The 16,356-nt window shown below is 57.0% G+C and carries 15 protein-coding genes and 1 tRNA gene; 3 read left to right on the top strand and 13 right to left on the bottom strand.

Annotation, left to right across the window (positions count from 1 at the left end):
- Nucleotides 1-46: 46 nt before the first annotated feature.
- Together dnaG and rpoD are read left to right on the top strand one after the other, a co-directional pair.
- Entirely contained in the window at nt 47-1,792 is a 1,746-nt protein-coding gene (gene dnaG / locus ABLV54_RS20025; protein ID WP_017899733.1) for a DNA primase, read from the top strand.
- A 219-nt stretch (nt 1,793-2,011) separates the two neighbouring features.
- The gene (gene rpoD, locus ABLV54_RS20020) at nt 2,012-3,853 is read left to right on the top strand and encodes an RNA polymerase sigma factor RpoD (RefSeq protein ID WP_004174339.1); all 1,842 of its coding nucleotides are present in this window, start codon (nt 2,012-2,014) and stop codon (nt 3,851-3,853) included.
- Nucleotides 3,854-3,939: 86 nt separating this feature from the next.
- Here the strand turns inward: rpoD and mug are convergent, their stop codons facing one another.
- Entirely contained in the window at nt 3,940-4,446 is a 507-nt protein-coding gene (gene mug, locus ABLV54_RS20015) for a G/U mismatch-specific DNA glycosylase (RefSeq protein WP_002917636.1), read from the bottom strand.
- Between the two features lie 124 nt (nt 4,447-4,570).
- Between mug and ABLV54_RS20010 the strand changes: the two genes are divergently transcribed.
- A tRNA-Ile gene (locus tag ABLV54_RS20010) sits at nt 4,571-4,646 on the top strand.
- 158 nt (nt 4,647-4,804) lie between these two features.
- On the opposite strand, the gene ABLV54_RS20005 is transcribed toward ABLV54_RS20010, so the two are convergent.
- The 12 genes from ABLV54_RS20005 to ABLV54_RS19950 form a co-directional block, all read right to left on the bottom strand.
- Nucleotides 4,805-5,023, bottom strand: a complete 219-nt coding sequence (locus ABLV54_RS20005; RefSeq protein WP_080936111.1) for a DNA-binding transcriptional regulator — start codon at nt 5,021-5,023, stop codon at nt 4,805-4,807.
- Nucleotides 5,024-5,091: 68 nt separating this feature from the next.
- On the bottom strand, nt 5,092-6,258 hold the full coding sequence (locus ABLV54_RS20000) for a phage late control D family protein (RefSeq protein WP_248860914.1): 1,167 nt from the start codon (nt 6,256-6,258) through the stop codon (nt 5,092-5,094).
- The gene (locus tag ABLV54_RS19995) at nt 6,258-6,737 is read right to left on the bottom strand and encodes a phage tail protein (RefSeq protein ID WP_248860951.1); all 480 of its coding nucleotides are present in this window, start codon (nt 6,735-6,737) and stop codon (nt 6,258-6,260) included. The genes ABLV54_RS20000 and ABLV54_RS19995 overlap by 1 nt, the downstream gene beginning before the upstream one ends.
- A gap of 11 nt (nt 6,738-6,748) precedes the next feature.
- A complete protein-coding gene (locus tag ABLV54_RS19990; RefSeq protein ID WP_248860915.1) occupies nt 6,749-9,187 on the bottom strand; it encodes a phage tail tape measure protein in 2,439 nt (812 codons plus the stop codon).
- Nucleotides 9,180-9,299, bottom strand: a complete 120-nt coding sequence (locus ABLV54_RS19985) for a GpE family phage tail protein (protein ID WP_014838982.1) — start codon at nt 9,297-9,299, stop codon at nt 9,180-9,182. The genes ABLV54_RS19990 and ABLV54_RS19985 overlap by 8 nt, the downstream gene beginning before the upstream one ends.
- Nucleotides 9,300-9,331: 32 nt before the next feature.
- On the bottom strand, nt 9,332-9,607 hold the full coding sequence (locus tag ABLV54_RS19980) for a phage tail assembly protein (RefSeq protein ID WP_165551464.1): 276 nt from the start codon (nt 9,605-9,607) through the stop codon (nt 9,332-9,334).
- A gap of 60 nt (nt 9,608-9,667) precedes the next feature.
- Nucleotides 9,668-10,183 carry a phage major tail tube protein gene (locus ABLV54_RS19975; RefSeq protein ID WP_014838984.1) on the bottom strand — a complete coding sequence of 172 codons (516 nt, stop codon included), beginning with the start codon at nt 10,181-10,183 and terminating at the stop codon, nt 9,668-9,670.
- Nucleotides 10,184-10,196: 13 nt separating this feature from the next.
- Entirely contained in the window at nt 10,197-11,378 is a 1,182-nt protein-coding gene (locus ABLV54_RS19970) for a phage tail sheath protein (protein ID WP_248860916.1), read from the bottom strand.
- A gap of 110 nt (nt 11,379-11,488) precedes the next feature.
- Entirely contained in the window at nt 11,489-12,562 is a 1,074-nt protein-coding gene (locus ABLV54_RS19965) for a phage tail protein (RefSeq protein WP_248860917.1), read from the bottom strand.
- Between the two features lie 51 nt (nt 12,563-12,613).
- Complete coding sequence (locus ABLV54_RS19960) at nt 12,614-13,732, bottom strand: hypothetical protein (protein WP_348814214.1); 1,119 nt, start codon at nt 13,730-13,732, stop codon at nt 12,614-12,616.
- Between the two features lie 9 nt (nt 13,733-13,741).
- Nucleotides 13,742-15,691 carry a CotH kinase family protein gene (locus ABLV54_RS19955; protein ID WP_248860919.1) on the bottom strand — a complete coding sequence of 650 codons (1,950 nt, stop codon included), beginning with the start codon at nt 15,689-15,691 and terminating at the stop codon, nt 13,742-13,744.
- 1 nt (nt 15,692) lies between these two features.
- Nucleotides 15,693-16,352: a phage tail protein I gene (locus tag ABLV54_RS19950; protein ID WP_248860952.1), complete on the bottom strand. Its 660-nt coding sequence runs from the start codon at nt 16,350-16,352 to the stop codon at nt 15,693-15,695.
- Between the last annotated feature and the right edge of the window lie 4 nt (nt 16,353-16,356).

Raw genomic sequence — 16,356 nt, 5'->3', positions numbered from 1 at the left:
ATGCGCGGCTTATTTTCGTTTATAGTCATCAGAAATAACGGGGCTTATGGCTGGACGAATTCCACGTGTATTTATTAGCGATCTGCTTGCCAGAACCGACATCGTCGATCTGATCGATGCGCGGGTAAAGCTGAAAAAGCAGGGCAAAAATTTTCACGCGTGCTGTCCGTTCCATAACGAAAAAACCCCCTCTTTCACCGTCAACGGTGAAAAACAGTTTTACCACTGCTTCGGCTGCGGGGCGCACGGCAATGCTATCGATTTCCTGATGAACTACGACAAGCTCGAGTTCGTGGAAACGGTCGAAGAGCTGGCCGCCATGCACAACCTCGAAGTGCCTTATGAAGCAGGCAACGGACCCAGCCAGATAGAGCGCCATCAACGGCAGAACCTCTACCAGTTACTGGATGGTCTGAATACGTTTTATCAACAGTCTCTGATGCAGCCCGCCGCCGACCCTGCGCGCCAGTACCTGGCAAAACGGGGGTTAAGCAGCGAGGTGATTACGCGCTTTGCCATCGGCTATGCTCCCCCAGGTTGGGATAACGTTTTAAAACGTTTTGGCGGCAATCAGGAAAACCGCCAGTCGCTTATTGATGCCGGCATGCTGGTCACCAACGATCAGGGACGCAGTTACGACCGCTTCCGCGAACGGGTAATGTTTCCCATCCGCGATAAGCGAGGCCGGGTGATTGGGTTTGGCGGACGGGTGCTGGGCGATGCCCTGCCTAAGTATCTCAACTCCCCGGAAACCGACATATTCCATAAAGGCCGTCAGCTGTATGGCCTGTATGAAGCGCAGCAGGACAACCCCGAACCACCGCGGTTGCTGGTTGTCGAAGGCTATATGGACGTCGTGGCGCTGGCGCAGTACGACATCAACTATGCTGTCGCCTCGCTGGGTACCTCGACCACGGCCGACCATATCCAGCTGCTGTTCCGGGTGACCAATAACGTCATCTGCTGCTACGACGGCGACCGGGCCGGCCGCGATGCCGCCTGGCGCGCGCTGGAGACGGCGCTGCCGTACATGACCGATGGTCGCCAGCTGCGCTTTATGTTTCTGCCTGACGGCGAAGACCCGGATACGCTGGTGCGTAAAGAGGGCAAAGCGGCGTTCGAGGCGCGGATGGAGCAGGCTCAGCCGCTCTCCACGTTCTTGTTTAACAGCCTGCTGCCGCAGGTCGACCTCAGCACGCCGGACGGGCGCGCGCAGCTGAGCACGCTGGCGCTGCCGCTGATAACCCAGGTGCCGGGCGAAACCCTGCGCATCTATTTGCGTCAGGAGCTGGGCAACAAGCTGGGCATTTTAGATGACGCCCAGCTTGAACGTTTAATGCCAAAACAGGCGGAAAATGGCGCGCCGCGCCCCGCACCACAGCTAAAACGCACGACCATGCGTATACTGATAGGACTGCTGGTGCAAAACCCGGATCTGGCGCCGTTAGTCCCACCGCTGGAAGGGCTGGACTCGCGCAAAATGCCGGGGCTGAGCCTGTTCGGCGAGCTGGTGAAAAGCTGTCTGGCGCAGCCTGGTCTGACAACCGGGCAACTTTTAGAGCAATATCGCGGCACAAAAGAGGCCGCAACCCTTGAAAAACTGTCGATGTGGGACGATATAGCAGATAAAGATATCGCTGAACAAACCTTCACCGACTCGCTCAACCATATGTTTGATTCACTGCTGGAACTGCGACAGGAAGAGTTGATAGCTCGCGATCGCACACACGGTTTAAGCAGTGAGGAACGCCGGGAGCTCTGGACCATCAGCCAGGAGCTGGCGAAGAAATAAATGACAGACTCAGTCATTCACGTTGCATTGATGCAGCAGCAGAACGCAGAGCAACGTGAAGGACACCGTATTTAACGGCTTAAGTGCCGAGTATCGATCGGGAAGCCCCCGACAGCCGCGCAGAGGCGCAGCGGCAATAATATAAGTACGCCCTCGCTTTAAATGTCGACAGCCCGCCTGCCGACACCAATCAAACGAATTAAGTGTGGATACCGTCTTATGGAGCAAAACCCGCAGTCACAGCTGAAGCTTCTTGTCCAACGTGGTAAGGAGCAAGGCTATCTGACCTATGCCGAGGTCAATGACCATCTGCCGGAAGATATCGTCGATTCCGATCAGATCGAAGACATCATCCAAATGATCAACGACATGGGCATTCAGGTGATGGAAGAAGCACCGGATGCCGATGATCTGATGCTTGCCGAAAACACCGCGGATGAAGATGCTGCCGAAGCCGCCGCGCAGGTGCTCTCCAGCGTGGAATCCGAAATCGGGCGCACGACCGACCCGGTGCGCATGTACATGCGTGAAATGGGTACCGTAGAGCTGCTGACCCGTGAAGGCGAAATCGACATCGCCAAACGCATCGAAGACGGCATCAACCAGGTGCAGTGCTCCGTTGCCGAATATCCGGAAGCGATCACCTACCTGCTTGAGCAGTACGACCGCGTTGAAGCGGAAGAAGCCCGTCTGTCCGATCTGATCACCGGTTTCGTCGATCCGAACGCCGAAGAAGATATGGCGCCGACCGCCACCCACGTTGGCTCCGAGCTGTCTCAGGAAGAGATGGATGACGACGAAGACGAAGACGAAGATGAAGACGCCGACGACAACAGCGATGACGACAACAGCATCGACCCTGAGCTGGCCCGTGAGAAATTCGCCGAGCTGCGTACCCAGTACGAGCTGACGCGCGACACCATCAAAGCCAAAGGTCGTAGCCATGCCGCCGCCCAAGAAGAGATCCTGAAGCTGTCCGAAGTCTTCAAGCAGTTCCGCCTGGTGCCGAAGCAGTTCGATTACCTGGTCAACAGCATGCGCAGCATGATGGATCGCGTTCGTACTCAGGAACGTATCATCATGAAGCTGTGCGTTGAGCAGTGCAAAATGCCGAAGAAAAACTTCATCACCCTGTTCACCGGCAACGAAACCAGCGAAACCTGGTTCAACGCCGCGGTGGCGATGAACAAGCCGTGGTCCGAGAAGCTGCTGGAAGTGAAAGAAGACGTGCAGCGCGGCCTGCAGAAGCTGCAGCAGATCGAAGAAGAGACCGGCCTGACCATCGAGCAGGTGAAGGATATCAACCGTCGCATGTCCATCGGTGAAGCGAAAGCCCGCCGGGCGAAGAAAGAGATGGTGGAAGCGAACCTGCGTCTGGTTATCTCGATCGCCAAGAAATACACCAACCGCGGTCTGCAGTTCCTCGACCTGATTCAGGAAGGCAACATCGGTCTGATGAAAGCGGTTGATAAGTTCGAATACCGTCGCGGCTATAAGTTCTCGACCTACGCCACCTGGTGGATCCGTCAGGCCATTACCCGCTCCATCGCGGATCAGGCGCGCACCATCCGTATTCCGGTGCATATGATTGAGACCATCAACAAGCTCAACCGTATCTCCCGCCAGATGCTGCAGGAGATGGGCCGTGAACCGACCCCGGAAGAGCTGGCTGAGCGCATGCTGATGCCGGAAGACAAGATCCGTAAAGTGCTGAAGATCGCCAAAGAGCCTATCTCCATGGAAACGCCGATCGGCGACGATGAAGATTCGCATCTGGGGGATTTCATCGAGGATACCACCCTCGAGCTGCCGCTGGATTCCGCGACCACCGAGAGCCTGCGCGCGGCAACGCACGACGTGCTGGCCGGCCTTACCGCTCGTGAAGCGAAAGTCCTGCGTATGCGTTTCGGTATCGACATGAACACCGACCACACGCTGGAAGAAGTGGGTAAACAGTTCGACGTGACTCGCGAACGTATCCGTCAGATCGAAGCGAAGGCGCTGCGTAAACTGCGCCACCCGAGCCGTTCTGAAGTGCTGCGTAGCTTCCTCGACGATTAATCGTCGCCAGCCTGTTAAAAAGCTCCCTGCGGGGAGCTTTTTTTATGGCGTTCAGGTGGCCATCCGGGGAAAGTCGCCCCTCTCCGCTACTGGCCGCGGGTCGCCAGGGCATCATCCAGTTCACGATAGGCCGCCACCAGCTTGTCGAGCGTCGCCCGATTTAAGCCGCTGGGATTGGGCAGCACCCACACCTGGGTCGTGCCGATGGTCATGGCCTGTTTCCCCCACTTCGCGCCGCGCTGGTTAAAGGCCAGCTCGAAGGCCTGCTTGCCGAGCACCGCCAGCGCCTGCGGCTGATACTCCTCAATCTTCCTCACCAGCTCACGGCCGCCGCTGCGCAGCTCCTGCAGGGCGACCTCGCTGGCCTGCACCGTCGGACGCTCAACCAGCATGGTGATGCCGCAGCGCGTATCCAGCAGCTGCAGCTCCTCTTCCGGCCTGAGCTGTCGGTCGGTAAACCCGGCCTGATGGATGACCTTCCAGAAGCGATTGCCAGGATGGGCAAAATGAAAGCCGGTATGGGCGGAGGACTTCCCCGGGTTGATACCGCAAAAGACAACGCGCAGGCCCGGCGCAAGGATATCGCTAATCATGTTTTCTCCGGCTGTATGGCTAAAACATGATTATAAAGGATTGAAAATGCATTGTTTATAAAAACAGCAGCTGCGCGCTTTACGCTGGATTGCAACCGTCAGTTACTTTATAATCCCTCGCCACGGCCCCTTAGCTCAGTGGTTAGAGCAGGCGACTCATAATCGCTTGGTCGTTGGTTCAAACCCAACAGGGGCCACCAATTTTTAGATTTAAAATCAAATAATTAAGCCACTCGATAGAGTGGCTTTTTTGTTGTCTTGTTTTTGAGTGGCGATAGAATGGCGGTGGATTTTTTTACCGCCACTTAACTGAGTGCATAAAAAAACCCGCACGCGGCGGGCATCTAGCAGAAGTTGATCAGAGCCACAATGGCCGCTGACCGCCAACAGTCGGGTGCGGTGGTGCCGGAACTATCGCACCAGGTGTAACAATAAAACGTTCCACCGATTCCATCGTTACAAACGTACAGCTGCAATTTATGTTAGTGCATTGATGGTAACGCTCTTTGGTATTCTCACTAAGATAGCGACTGGTGCGCGCATGTGCCGCGTGCTGACATTTCGGACAATGGAACATTTCACACCTCAATAAATTCACAAAAAGTGAATAAATGATACTTAATTTTTCACCATTTGAGAACACCTTTACTCTTCTGCTTCTTCAGAACCGTAATCTACATCCAACAATCTAACCTCAAGCTCTAGGCTCGTCGTGAAGCCGCTATCACTTAGAGAATGAGTAACCTTCGTGATTGTCCATGCCTGCTCGTCTATAACGCGCTTAAAGCCTTTGACTACTACCGGCGTTTCTGGAAACAAATCAGCACAGCCAAAAGCCAGCCTGATAGAAAACTCAGCAACACCACGTTGCAGTTTGTCCCATTTGGCCTGGGCGGCTCGCATGGCCTGCGCTTTGGTAGAAAAAATCGTCGTCAGGGCAAACACGTTGTCATCCTCACCCACCATATACTCACCTTCCCTGGCCTCTGGCGTCTTCACCGCTTTTTTCTTCGTTACCGGTTTGGCTTTGGGGTGCTGTAGTGCGCGTAAATGTTGCTCTTTGGATTTGCGTTTTAGCGCGACCTTTTGCTTTTGTGGCTTCGGGTCTTTGGTGTGCAACCATTTTGCCGTAACGCCGGTATATGCCCCACGATCAGCAATGGAAAACTGATGGCGGTCGCCATCACTGCGGGTGATCGCGACCTGCGGAATGGTTTTTCCGCTGGCTGTCACCCCACGACCGGCTTTCAGAAAAAGTAACTTTCCCGCTTTTACCGAAACCTCACCACCGTTTCGCTCGGCGAGACGGGTTAGAAATTTGGCGTCCGATTCCTGTGACTGGTCGATATGCGGAATTTTTATTCCGGCCAGCTCCGGGATAACGCTCGACGCCAGTTTGTTACGTGTCGCTATCGCCGCCACGATTTCGCCGAGCGTCTTGTCATGCCAGGACTCTTCCCGACGTGAGTTCAGCGTCCCCCGAAAATCGGCGCTACGGGCGCGGATTGTCACCGTGTCCGGCGCGCCATGATGTTCAACCTCATCGACGGTAAAACTTCCCTTACCCGTCAACGCAAAGCCTTTCCACCCGAGGTAAAGCGTCAGTACGGCCCCGCGTAACGGCAGCTCGACCAGCCCGTCAGCATCATCAAGCTCGATGTCGAGCTGGTCGGCCTCAAATCCGCGATTGTCAGTCATCGTCAGGCTCATCAACCGGTTACTGATATTGCCGGTAATGTCTTTGCTGTCGAGCATCAGCATAAAATCGGGCGTCAGTACGCCACCCGCATTCATATTCAGCATATCGAGCATCAGCTAATCCCCACCATGCCAGCCACTGACAAGGCCATATTTCCCGCCTTGCCAATCAGTGATTTGGCCTGTTCGCCGATATCGCCATACAGAGCCGCAAGGGATTCATCCACGCGGGTGAGCGTCAGCGTAAAATCAATTTTTCGCGCCGTTCCGTCAGCAAAAAACAGGCTTCCTGTCTCGCTGATACTATTGATGACGTACATACCGTAAATCGTGCCGGTGCCATCCAGTAACGGCCAGGCGCGCCCCTGGTCAGCCATCAGGCGGATAGCCGTCATCGTCAGCTTTCCGCCAGTGAGCTCCGGGTAAAGCGTTCCGGCCAGAGTGATTTTTTCCTCACCCGGCCCTAAAAACTGAAACGAATCCCGTTTCCCGACGCGTGAATTTGACGGCCATCGATAGTCTGCATCGCGTTGCATCGTCTGGTGTGGCAACGTCTGACGCATAAAAACAAACATTCCAAGAGCTAGCATCATCATCCACCTCCTTAATCGTGCATCATGCTTGCTCGGGCTCTGGCCCGCTTATCGCGCTCATATTTTTCTAACGCGTCCTGCAACTGGTTTCCGAGTTGACCGCCCGGCGCTCCACCCGGCATGTTGATTTGATAGGTTGGGCTGCTCTGGTCAATGTAGGTACGACCGGCGGAGGCCGTCACAGGCTGATAAGCCTGATAACCGCCATAAGTGCTGGTCGCGGGAATATAAGAGCCACCCTGCGTGGCGGCACTGGCTTTCGCGGCAGTCTGGTCAAGCGTGCTGGACTCTTTATTGATAACGCCGAGCTTCTCAAGCACCCAGTCAATACCGCTGCGCAGCTTATTAAATGCCGTCAGTGGCAACGTTAAGGCATCCGCCAGTCGCTGGCCGAACAACACACCGGCATCACGAAAACGGTTTAACGTCTCCTGCGAGGATTTGACCGGTACAATCAGGTTGTTAAACCAGTCCCACGCGGCTTTCAGCTTTCCGCCCAGCCAGTCAAACATCGGTTTAAGTGGCGCAAACAGGTCAGCTACGGGCGCAAAGGCGGCCCGCAAGCCGTCAATCACTCCGCCGAAAAATGCGCTGATGGGCTCCCAGTATTTACGGATGAGCAATGCCCCGGCGACAATGGCAGCCACAACAGCAACAACCGGCCAGGAAATCGCGCCGATAGCGGTAATGATGCCGCCGGCCACCGTAGTAAATACGGCACCGAGAGCAGTCGCAGCGGCGATGATGGCATTCACGCCTGTTATCACCGGCCAGGCAATCAGCCCAATGGTCCCGATCATACCCACGACACCGATAGCCACGGCGGTAATGACGCCAAGGGTCTGCGCGAGCGCTTTATTACGCTGGATCCAATTATCAAGTTTGAGCACGTAGCCAGTCGCTGTCTGCACCAGTTTGCGTAAGGAGGATTCCTGCTGGTCAAACATGTCAGTCCCCACGGCCTCATAAGCAGACTGAAACTCTTTAAAGTCGCCGCCGAGGTTATCCTGCATAACCTTAACCAGTTCCTCTGTCTTGCCGTCCGAGGCTTTAAATGCCGCAGTGAGTTGGTCCAGCTTTCCCGATTGCGCTGCGTTCATCAGAACAGCGGCGGCCGAGCTGGCCTCTTCACCGAATATCGTTTTCATGTATTCGGCGCGCTGACCGGTACCCAGCTTATTTTTTTCAAAACTGGCCTGCATTTCCTTCAGGATGGTAAATACAGGGCGGGTATTCCCTTTACTGTCTGCTGTTTTAATCCCGAGCTCTTTAATCGCCGTATATGCCTGCCCGGTGGGTGCCTGCAGTCGACTTAAAATGGCACGACTCCCCGTCCCCGCCATTGAACCTGTAATTTTCGCATCATGAAGTGCGCCAACCATTGCAGCAGCTTCCTCAATACTGACACCGGCATTTTTCGCCACCGGCGCGGTATAGGTCAGCGCATCACTCAACCCGTCAAAATCTGCAGCGGTTTTATTCATTGTCATCGACAGGACATCACCGATGTGAGAGACCTGATCGTTAGTAAGCTGGAAAGCTGATTTCATCCCCATCAGCAAACCGGCGTTCTCCTCCATCGTCCGACGGTTAGCGAGCGCCATATTCAGCGTGACGGGGGTCGCCGCCTGGATTGCTGCCGCATCGCCGCCCGCTTTCGCGATAATAATCTGAGCACCGGCCGCATCATCGGCAGAGGCGGCAGTATTGTCGCCGAGCTGTCGGGCCTGCTTTCGCAACGCCATCATTTCGGCAGATTCTTTCGCCACGCCGAGCACGGCCTGTAACTCAGCGTTTTTCTGCGCAAAATCATAACCGGGTTTCATCAGTGCAACACCGGCCAGCGTGCCGGTCGTCGCCATACCGACACCGGCGGCACCCATTGCGGCAGCGTTTCCGGCCAGCGCTTTACCTGCCTGATATCGCTGCTTAACCGCGTTGAGCTTTGCCTGTTGAGCGCTGACGCGCGCCAGCGCTTCACGCTGGCGATTGAGCTGCGTCGTCGTTTCACTTATCCGGTTTTTCAGCCCTTTTTCATCATTTGCGAGATTGCGGGTATTAATGCCCACGACACCGAGTTCACGCTGTTGCCGTTTCACTGACTCAGTAAGGCTGTTGTATTTCTTCTGTAACCCTTCCGCAGAACGTTTAGCGGATTCCAGTGCCTGCGCCTGTGCCCGGGTCGGGCGTTCAGTATTTTTAAACTGAGTACCTAACGCCTCTGCCTCTGCTTTGGCTTTCTCAAGCGCATGACCGGTAACGGCAAGTTGCGCGCTGGCCTTGCGAAATCCGTCAATACGGGATGCCTGACCGTTCAGTTCACGCAGTGATTTTTGAGTGTCCCGGATATCACCAGACAGCGCTTTGCTCGCTGTCTGGATGGTTTTAAACGGGCGGGTCGCCTGGTCAACAGCCTTGAGTAAAACCTGTAATTTAACGTCGCTACTCATTCGTGTTTCCGCTTCGTTGAATGGCCTTTTCTCGCCAGGTGGTGAGCTCGGTCAGGCTCATGGGATACAACTCTGATGGCGGCCAGTGAAAAATCACCGCGATATCCGCCATCAGGTCATCGACCGACAGGTTTTTCGGGAAATTTAATCCGCCAAATTCGGCGACAAAAAACCGATCACCTTCGTTGCCAGCGCCATCAGGTCGGGCAAATCCATCATCACGACATCCGACTCAGTCAGTGACGGGCTGGTCATACGCGGCAGCACCTTAATCAGGGCATCGACTTCAGAGCGGGCGACATCGGCCAGGCTGACACCGCGCAGGGTTCCGGCGTTGGGCTTCAACAGGGTGATGGTTTCAATGACCTGCTCGCCGCGTTTGATGGGGTTTTCCAGGGTGACGATATTTTCTTTGCTCATGGTGTTCTCACTGTTTACGGGGTCTTAATTGACCGGCCAGGCATGCTGGCCGGGGAAAAATTACAGGCCGATATTGCGGCGGTGCTGGTCGAGTCGGTCGACGCCGTTCACCTTCTCAATCATGTTGAGGACGTCGATTTCGACCAGCTCTTTACCGTTCATGGTCAGCCTGTAGTACGTGCAGACCAGCGATAACTTGCTGCTGGTATCCTCGCCCTGTTTGCTCTCGCCGTTATCGACTTCCTTCACCTTGAAACGGGTCTCCACTTCAACTGCGACGGTTTCGCCGGTATCGTCCCGCTGGTAAGAGCCTGCATAGCGCAGCAGCGTCCCGGTACCGACGGCACCGTAAAGCGACCAGATAGCATCGTCAGGGAAGCCGCCGAGGGAGATTTCCATCGTCAGCGCATCATCGTCGAGGCCGAAATCGACAGGGGCAGAGCCGGACATCCCGCCGCCCCGGTAATTTTCCAGCTTACGGGTCAGCTTTGGCAGGGTGACGGACTCGATAACGCCGAGATAGCTGACGCCATCCAGAAATGTGTTCAGGAATTTAAGTTTTCGCGGCATTGCCATGGGTTAAGGCTCCTTAATTGCTGTTCACCGATGACACCAGATTCGCCAGGTATTTATCGGTAATGCGCTGGCGCAGCGTCAGGTTTTCGAGAGGGGGAACCGGCGTATAGTCGTAATCGATATACAGTTTCCCGGCTTTGAGGGTCGCCGCGTCGTTGGCCGCTTCATCAAACCAGCAGGTCGCATCGACGATGTAGCCCGCCGTTTTCATCTCGCGGAATTTCGCATTGATACCCGCAACGATGTCACGGATGAGAGTGGCGGTAATGGGCTTGTCGACCGCCCACATGTGACCGGCGGCCATGGTGTCGGCGATAACCTGCGCGGTGCGGGTGTAGTTCTCGAACAGGAACAGCGGGTCATCGGAGCAGGAGCGGTTGCCCCAGAAGCGGAAACCGTCTTTGCGAATGAGTGTGGTGACGCCAGCCTCGTTCAGCAGGTCGGCATCGGTGCCGGACTCCTGCAAATCCCAGAACACCGACGCGCTGATGCCGGTGACGCCATTCACACCGACGTTTGACAGGGTTTTATGCCAGCCTGTTTCCTGGTCGATTCTGGCGCGCAGGCCCAGCGCGCGGGCGGTCGCCCAGGCGGTTTCGGTCGCGTTCGCCGTGGTATCCCATGCCAGAAAATCCGGCCAGATAACCATCAGCTCGCGCTGGCTGAAATGCTTACGATAAAGCATGGCCTCGGAAAGGGTCTGACAGTTCCAGGCGCTGATATAGCCAAAGGCGCGCAGCTTCTGACAAACCGGCGCGAGCGCGGTCGCCACTTCGAGGGAGTCGAGACCCGGCACGCCGAGGATGCGCGGTTTAACGCCGGTGACGGCCTCCGCCGTGAGCAGCGCTTTGAGCCCGGTGTAATGGCCGCTCTCGTCAGTGCCACCGATGATATTAGAGACAGTCTGCGCTTCGGCATCGTCGCCGGTCCCTTCCGCAACGCGCACGACAACAATGACCGGTTTTGACTGGTCGGCGATGGCCTGGAGGGAGGCGGCCAGGGTGCCTTTGGTACCCGCTTTCGCAATGGCGCTTTGCACGCTGGTGATCAGTACGGGCTTGTTGAGCGGGAAGGTGACGGCATCGGCATCGCTGGCCGTGCAGACCATGCCGATAATCGCTGTGGATACGGTGGAAATGACTCGGGTGCCGTCGTTAATCTCGACAACCTGGACGCCGTGATGAAAATCGCTCATCCGTTTAACTCCGTGGTTAAGGGTGAGCATTATTTTCAGTCGTGGGGGAAAGAATGACGAGTCATCCCCGCTGTACCGGGTACAGTACAACAGGAATGCCCGCCGGAGAGTCAGGCAACGCGGCTCCAGCACATCAGCAGGGTGTGAGCCTCCACCACGCTGAACGATTCACCCTCGCCGAGGTTGTCAGTTTTGCCGCTGGTCGTGTGTTTGTGCGGCGGTACTGTGACTTCGTGTTCGTGCTCTCCGGCATCATCCGTCACACCCGGCTCTTTCGGGTTAAAGAGCTGCCGCACATCCCCGCCAATTTCCCACGGGTCATCTTTACCGGCCACACCACCATGATGGTGAATACCGCCGCGCGTGGTCGTCAGCTTCTGCTCAGGCTGCTCGCTGGTCTCCCCGCTTACATCAATCTGCACGGCGGGGAGATTAGCCCGCCGCAGGGTGACCGTATCGCTGCCGCCGGTGGTGCCGACGTTCGAACCGTCCGCTTTTGCCACGCGGAGGGTTCTGTTCTCACCGGTATACGTCCACGTTGACCACGGGTAGCGTTCATTCGGGTCCACATGCTGGCTGTAAAACCGGACCGTGCCGACGGGGTTTTCCGTTTCCCAGAAGTCACGAATGGCGATGCTGACCGCTGATGCAATGGCCTCCCTTGTCTCATTCTCCAGAGTGGAAACAATGTCATCGGCATAATCTTTGGCGTTGTTCCCCGCCCGGCGGACTTCTTCCACCGTCGCCAGAATGACTGACGGGTCGGCAATCATCTGCACATCGCCAGTCTGACTCACCATCAGCCAGATATTAATCACCTGAAAACGTCCCGACCCTTCCGCCAGAAGCGGCTTGTAGGATTCGGGCAGGTTCGCCACCGCCAGGCAGATGCCGGTCTCGTCAAAGAGCGCGGCCTCGCGTATCCAGAAGCCCCCGGCCTGCGGCGGCATTATCATTTCGGCGCGGATAACATTTGCCGCCTGGTCGGCGATAACCAGCCGGTTTAACGGTGCGCGGTACTGCTCGTTAATCAGGGCGGTCTGGTCCGGGGACGGCACCGGCAGGACGCCGCCCCCGTCGCCGACGGCCATGTGAGTGATACCCAGGGGGATACCCTTCACCGCCGCGGCGGCCAGGCGTTCAGCCCCCTGCGTGGTCAGTATGGCGCTGAATTTTTTACTCATAAGGCAGTCCGTAATAGCGGGCTTCCCCGCCGGAGCGGGGCGGCCTCGGGATTAACTCAGGGGCGCGTAATACACCGGGCGCAGGCCCATCTCGGAATTCAGCACCTCGATATTGTTGGCAAAGCCAAACTGGAAAATATCGTTCTTACCGCGCACCGGATGCATGCAGCTTGTCGCGCCCGCGTTGTAGTTGACGGTCGACCCCGCGGGGACAATCGCCTTACCGGTCAGGGACGGCCACACGCCATACAGCTCCAGAAGATTTTTTACCGCTTCCGGCAGCGTGTTCTGCGGCTGAACGAAGGTCCCGCCCCAGGCCGGGTGATAAAACTCGTTGTCAGCCAGTCCGGTGGTCTTTGTCACCGCCCGCACGCTGTTGGGGGTGGTGGCCACATAGTCCGCCGTGGTGGTGTTCCCGGTGTGTGTCGGGGTGATAAAGGCCCCGGTCACCGCATGGATAGCGTACCAGCCCGGCACATCAGCGCCGTGCGCACTGAACACCGCGGAGGCGGCGAGCGCGGCCTCATTGCCTGTGCCGTAGAGCTGGATTTCGCCACCCACCACACGCGCGCCGTAGGTACGCTCCCAGACATTTCCGGCAAGGTCGCTGATACCGTTGTATTTTTTGTCCTGGCGATAAGAGACCGGACCGGAGCCGGTATAAATGCGCGGAGACTGCGAGGACAAATCGCCTGCCTCTTTGCCGTCGATACGGCGCCCGGTCTGGGTCGCATCCAGCGCGGACTTGCCGTACACATCGGCACCCAGGGGACTGTACCGGCTTTTCACGGCCATCGCCTGCATCAGCGCCCACTCGACCGACGTCATGCCGTGCCAGGTGCTGCCCATCGCTTTCAGTAACGGGGAAAGGGTGACGCTGGTTGCGTTACAGGCATTCGCATCCACGTTGGGCAGACTCAGGACCTCACCGTTCAGCACGCATCCCTGATAGGTTCCGACATACAGATACGGGATTTCCCTGTCGCCCTGCTTAAAGGCCGGGTGTACGCCGGAAATCCCCAGCGCCGGGTTCATGCTTTCGATACTCACCTTCGGGATAATATTCACAAAGGTCGGCTGTCCCTTCGGGGTATACAGCACCGTCTGTTTTCCGCCCGAAGCCGCCTCAACGGAGGTCCGCAGCGCATCTTTGACTAAAATCGTGGTCATGGTGGGTCCTTACTGGTGGTAGCTGAAAAAAGTGTCCAGGTATTCAATACGCTGTCGGGTCCAGTCCATCATCTGGTCCAGACTGGTGATGCTCAGGGAGGGCACATTCGGCCATTTTTCATATTCAGCCTGCATCAGTTCCGGGGTGTAGCGCCCCAGCAGGTCGCGGGCCAGCTCCAGCACGCCGCGCTGTGAAAACAGACCGTTATCCCGCAGTTCCGCATAGCGGGCATTCATTTCCGCCTGGAAGGTGGTACGGACCTTCTTCCAGAAGGTGCGGTTGACCTGCATGGCGAGACCGTTATCAAACAGATTCAGGTCTGGCGGATAGGCAATGGACGTCCCGGCGTAATGCAGACCAAAGGTGGTATCCAGGTCATAGGGCATGAAAAACCATTTCGTGCCGTCCCAGGTGATAAACGTGGTGTTCTTCTGCACGCAGTCCGGGGCGCAGATAAAGCTGAGGAAGACGTAGAAATCCACCACGTTGTTTTTATCCAGATACGTACCGGCGGCAGCGGTAAACGCGTCCTGCGCGGACTGCGCGAAGTCCCGCCAGCGGTCAAGGCAGGCAGCCGTTTCCGCCGTGGGTTTCGAAGGTGAGTCCATCACCCAGGTGCCGTTCTCCGTAAGCGCCGGGATGTTAATCGCCCCGTCCCAGATAATCATGATTTGCTCCGGGCTGTTTTTGGCGATGTTGTAATCCTTGCGCGAGGAGTTGTAGAGAAAATCCCCGATACCGTAAAACTCGCCGTTGATATACAGCACGCAGGCGTACCCTTTCGGGCAGCCGATGGCACCGGTATCAATGGCGCTGGCCCCCAGCTTCCCCACGTAGCTGTTATCAATATCCCGGCGCGGCCAGCCGCTGCGGGTCGCCATCACCTTCTGCCACAGGTTGTAGCAGAGCACATTGCGCAGGTGGGTCGAGTCAATCCAGTTCGCCTTGAAAATCCATTTGTCCTTCGGCACCACATCGCCGATTTTCAGGCTGACATTTTCGGTATGCGCCGCGTCGGCAAACAGCTCGAATTTCATGTTCTTTTTCGGGTACCCCGCCGACGAGGCCCCCTGAACCTTGAAGGACACGTATGCCGTGAACATCTCCCCGTCGACGTCCACCTTTAAGGTGCCGTTAACCGGGTTGTCCTTGCTGGTCGGTGCGCCGCTGTCGGAGGTCACGTCCAGGCGAATCAGACCGCGCGGCTCACCGAAGGCAAACACGCCCGGATATTTCGCCTGCGCCTCCCGGTTTCCCGTGCCGGTGCCTGCCGCTGACGGGTCGAAACCGTCGAGCGGGAGAAGCTGACGGGCCAGCACCTGGAAGGCATAGAGGTTACTCAGCTGATGACTTTCCACCTCCTCGGGGGTGGCCTCCACCAGAGCCAGCGCCCGCATACCGGACTGAAACGCCAGCATCAGCGCCTGAATCTGGTCTGACTGGCTTTTTTGCGAAGCGGCCATGCTGGTCACCTGCGCGGCCATCTCATCGAGACCGAGCTGCATCAGGGCGGCCGTCAGCGACTGGAGACCGGACTGCAATGCGGTCAGGCCATCCAGAGCCGCGCCGGTGTCCTGCTCCAGCTGCTGTCGCAGGGACGTAATCGCCTGCTGACTTGCCAGAGCATTCAGCCGGTTCGCCTGGCCATTGCGCTTCTGGTAATAGATAAAGGCCAGCAGTTGCCCCTCGCTGTCAGGCACCACCACGCGAAAGAGTTTCCCCTCCGGCGTACCGGCAAGCCCCGCAACAGTACCGTCCGGGTCATCCGGGGTCATGAAGAAGGTATAATCCCGGTAGTCCTGCAGCGACTCAACGGCGGTTTTTAAATAGCGGGTACGGTTCGCCAGCTGCCGGGCCTGTTTGTTTGACGGACCATAAATGCCGCCCTCCACCCGGTCTTCACGCGCCAGCAGGTAAACCTCATCTTCCCATTTTGTCTGTTCGTTAATTGCACTCATGTTATTCTCCTGCGTAAACGCCACGGCCATCGTGAAAGGTGCGACCGTCATAGCGGTGAGGTTCTTCCCCGCGCTGGTTTTCGGTATAGGTGGCCGAGCCGGAATGGAACCCGCCGCTGTCATAACGGGCGGCCTCATCCGGCGTGTATTCCGGCGGATACACGCTGATAACCTCCCCGCCGCACGAAGTCGCGCCGGTATACACCGGGCCGGTGGTCCCCGCTGACAGTGACAGGCGGGCAATGTGGCGGCTGACCGGTCGCGCATCGCCAATAATCCGCTCCAGCTCCTTAATCATCGTCTCGGTAATACCGATATCATTCAGGTCAATCTCAAGGCGGAATGTCCCGGCGGGGTCGGCCACCTCCCACCATTCCTGAAGCGTCATGCTGTAGCCGAGGTTTTCAATCACCCGGCGAACCGCCGCCACCGTCCCCTTGCGTTGGTGGATCCAGAACGCATCGCTGACCGCCTGGCGCTTTTCCCTCTCAGACCAGTTTTCCTCCCAGCGATCGACAGAAAACGCCCACGCCAGATACGGCAGAAACTTCACCGGGCATTTCCACGGGTTCCACAGGTCACGCAAGGGGACATTCAGGTCACTGATGACGGCGCACGCGGCGGCGGCGCGCTGTTCCAGCTGTGATGACCCGGTCGCCATCAGT

Origin of the sequence: Klebsiella sp. JB_Kp042 (assembly GCF_040065275.1) — a bacterium.
Taxonomy (GTDB): Bacteria; Pseudomonadota; Gammaproteobacteria; order Enterobacterales; family Enterobacteriaceae; genus Klebsiella; species Klebsiella quasipneumoniae.
The sequence above is the reverse complement of the archived record's forward strand: the minus strand, read 5'-3'. Positions and strand labels throughout refer to the sequence as shown.